4 protein-coding genes and 1 pseudogene are annotated in these 2,371 nt (G+C 36.8%); 3 read left to right on the forward strand and 2 right to left on the reverse strand.

Translation table 11 applies throughout. The annotated features are described in order from the left end of the window. Positions 1-268: 268 nt before the first annotated feature. Positions 269-1,002: pseudogene (locus tag ACFINU_RS09635) on the forward strand (antA/AntB antirepressor family protein). After that, positions 999-1,277, forward strand: a complete 279-nt coding sequence (locus ACFINU_RS09640; protein WP_375618943.1) for a hypothetical protein — start codon at positions 999-1,001, stop codon at positions 1,275-1,277. The pseudogene ACFINU_RS09635 and the gene ACFINU_RS09640 overlap by 4 nt, the downstream one beginning before the upstream one ends. Before the next feature lie 43 nt (positions 1,278-1,320). Here ACFINU_RS09640 and ACFINU_RS09645 read toward each other — a convergent pair whose 3' ends face one another. Both ACFINU_RS09645 and ACFINU_RS09650 read right to left on the reverse strand, forming a co-directional pair. Continuing rightward, the gene (locus tag ACFINU_RS09645; protein ID WP_375618944.1) at positions 1,321-1,641 is read right to left on the reverse strand and encodes an addiction module antidote protein; all 321 of its coding nucleotides are present in this window, start codon (positions 1,639-1,641) and stop codon (positions 1,321-1,323) included. Continuing rightward, positions 1,628-1,930 (reverse strand): type II toxin-antitoxin system RelE/ParE family toxin, encoded by a 303-nt coding sequence (locus ACFINU_RS09650; protein WP_006589072.1) that lies wholly within the window; start codon positions 1,928-1,930, stop codon positions 1,628-1,630. Before ACFINU_RS09650 ends, ACFINU_RS09645 begins: the two co-directional genes overlap by 14 nt. A gap of 156 nt (positions 1,931-2,086) precedes the next feature. On the opposite strand from ACFINU_RS09650, the gene ACFINU_RS09655 reads away from it, so the two are divergent. After that, a partial coding sequence (locus ACFINU_RS09655; protein ID WP_375618945.1) for a lysozyme occupies positions 2,087-2,371 on the forward strand: 285 nt, incomplete at its 3' end.

The following is a 2,371-nucleotide window of genomic DNA, read 5'->3' on the forward strand; positions in this document are numbered from 1 at the left end:
AATGTGGCGACAATATGAATAATCGAATCAGGTGCCTCAAAAACACCTTAAAACATCTAGCGGATTGGTTGCCGAAATAATCAATCTTCTGAACATTAAAGATTTTGACTCATTATATGCCGTGGCATATAAAGGTCTTGTCGGGTGTGGTTATGCTATACAATACCCTTTTGGGAAAGGCATAACGACGGACTAGATGCCGTGTTTTTGAGCACCCGGCACTCTCTATTGAGTGTCAATCAAAAACTTTAACATCTAGGAGTTCATCATGAACACTCTTATAAAAATATCAGAACAAATAATTGGACAGGAAACAGTTCAAACTGTTAACGCTCGCGAATTACACGCATTTTTAGAAGTAAAAACCAGTTTTAAAGATTGGATTATCAGACGTATTCAAGATTGTAAATTTAAAGAAGAGCATGACTTTTGCTCTTTTTTGAGCGAAAGTTCAGGTGGACGTCCTTCTAAAGATTATGCTCTCACCTTAGACATGGCTAAACATCTTTCGATGATAGAGCGTAATGATAAAGGACATGAAGCGCGTCAATACTTTATCAAATGTGAACGGCTTTTGAAACAAGTAGCAACACCACAAGTTGACTACTCCAAACCCGAAGCATTGCTTGGCGTCTTGAAGCATTTACAAAGTCAAATAGAACAGAAAGATCATGTTATTGCAGAATTAGCTCCAAAAGCTGAAGCTTTGGAAGGTCTAAAGCGTTCTGATGGTTTGTTCGGTCTTATCGAAGCAGCGAAGATGCTTGAAGTGCGACCAAAGGATTTAACGGATTACTTGCGTAAACATGATTGGGTATATCGTCGTGCTCCAGGGGCGCGCCTCTGTTACCTTATCAAGATAAAATCAAAAAAGGCTTTATGGACTGTCCTGCGATCACCATTCAAAGACCAGATGGTACAGAGAAGGTGCTCCCTTCAACGAAAATCACATCGAGAGGATTAGCATGTTTGAGAGAACAAATCCATGGAGGTGTGCAATGAAGATAGATACCAACTTCTTGTGCGATTTATGGATGGCATTATCTCGATTTTCTAGACATGAGAATATGAGCGACAAAGATTGTAGTGCTCTGGTTCAAACTATGAATGCAATAGAAAAAGCTTTGATTTTAAAACTTCAAAATGAGGTTCCAAATATTACAAAGATCTTGGCAATTCTTACAGATTTTGGAGCTTCCGAACTTCCACATAGCATGGATTCTTTGGTACGCGCTTATGAACCAAATTCCGAGAGCACCATTAGAAAAGTTGCTTAAGTAAATATATACTCCCTCCCCGTTTTCAAAAATGGGGAGGTAGTCAAGATGCTTCTTCTAAAGCCGCTTGTTCCTTACAATTATTTTGGATAGGTGTTAAACTCATTTGTAAATCTAATGCACTTAACACACTAAGAAAAGTAGAAAGGCGTGGATCACCTTTATCGCTTAAAGAACGATAAAGAGACTCTCTTGATAGTCCTGTCTCTTGAGAAACAGTTGTCATTCCTTGTTTACGCGCAATAATACCTAATACATGTGCAATATAGCCACTATTTTTGGTTTCTAAAGCATCATCTAATAAGATCTTAAAGTCTTCAGGTGTATTAAAATATTCACTTACATCAAATTTAGTAATTTCCATGTTTCATTTCCTTTACTAATTGAAGGGCTTTTTCGATATCTTTTTGTTGTGTGGATTTATCACCAGCATTTAATAACAAAATGATTTGTTTCCCTTGTTTTACAAAATAAATCCTATAGCCTGGTCCATAATTTATTTTTAGTTCACCAATGCCACGGAAATATTTCACGTCTCCTAGAAGCCCATATTCAAGGCGGAAAATACGTGCAGCAATTTTCTTTTGCACTTGTTTGTCTTTTAACGAATCTAACCACTCTGTAAAATAGTGTGTTTTTTTAACAATAAACATTTGTAGTTTATATGCTACATAATAGATAATGTCAAATACATTCTTTTGTTCCAATGAACAAGCTACATAGGTTTTAACAAGCCATCCTTTCAAATGGGAAAAATATCAATTTTTAATTCAGCTCTGCTTTTGTGGGGCTTTTTTATGGAGAAGCATATGAGAACAATATCACAACAAGGGTTAGCTCTAATTAAACAATGGGAAGGCTTGCGTTTGAATGCCTATAAAGATGCCATTGGGGTGTGGACAATCGGTTATGGACATACAAACAATGCTGGAAAACCTTTTGTTCATAAAGGTATGGCAATCACTGAAAAACAAGCAGAAGAACTTCTTTGCCAAGACTTAAGACAATTTGAAAATGCCGTTGAACAAGCCGTTCAAGTTTCTTTAACCGATGAACAATTCGCGGCTTTAGTCTCCTTTTGCTATAATGTAGGA

Origin of the sequence: Bartonella sp. AC130YNZD, from assembly GCF_042196865.1 — a bacterium.
Classification (GTDB): Bacteria; Pseudomonadota; Alphaproteobacteria; order Rhizobiales; family Rhizobiaceae; genus Bartonella.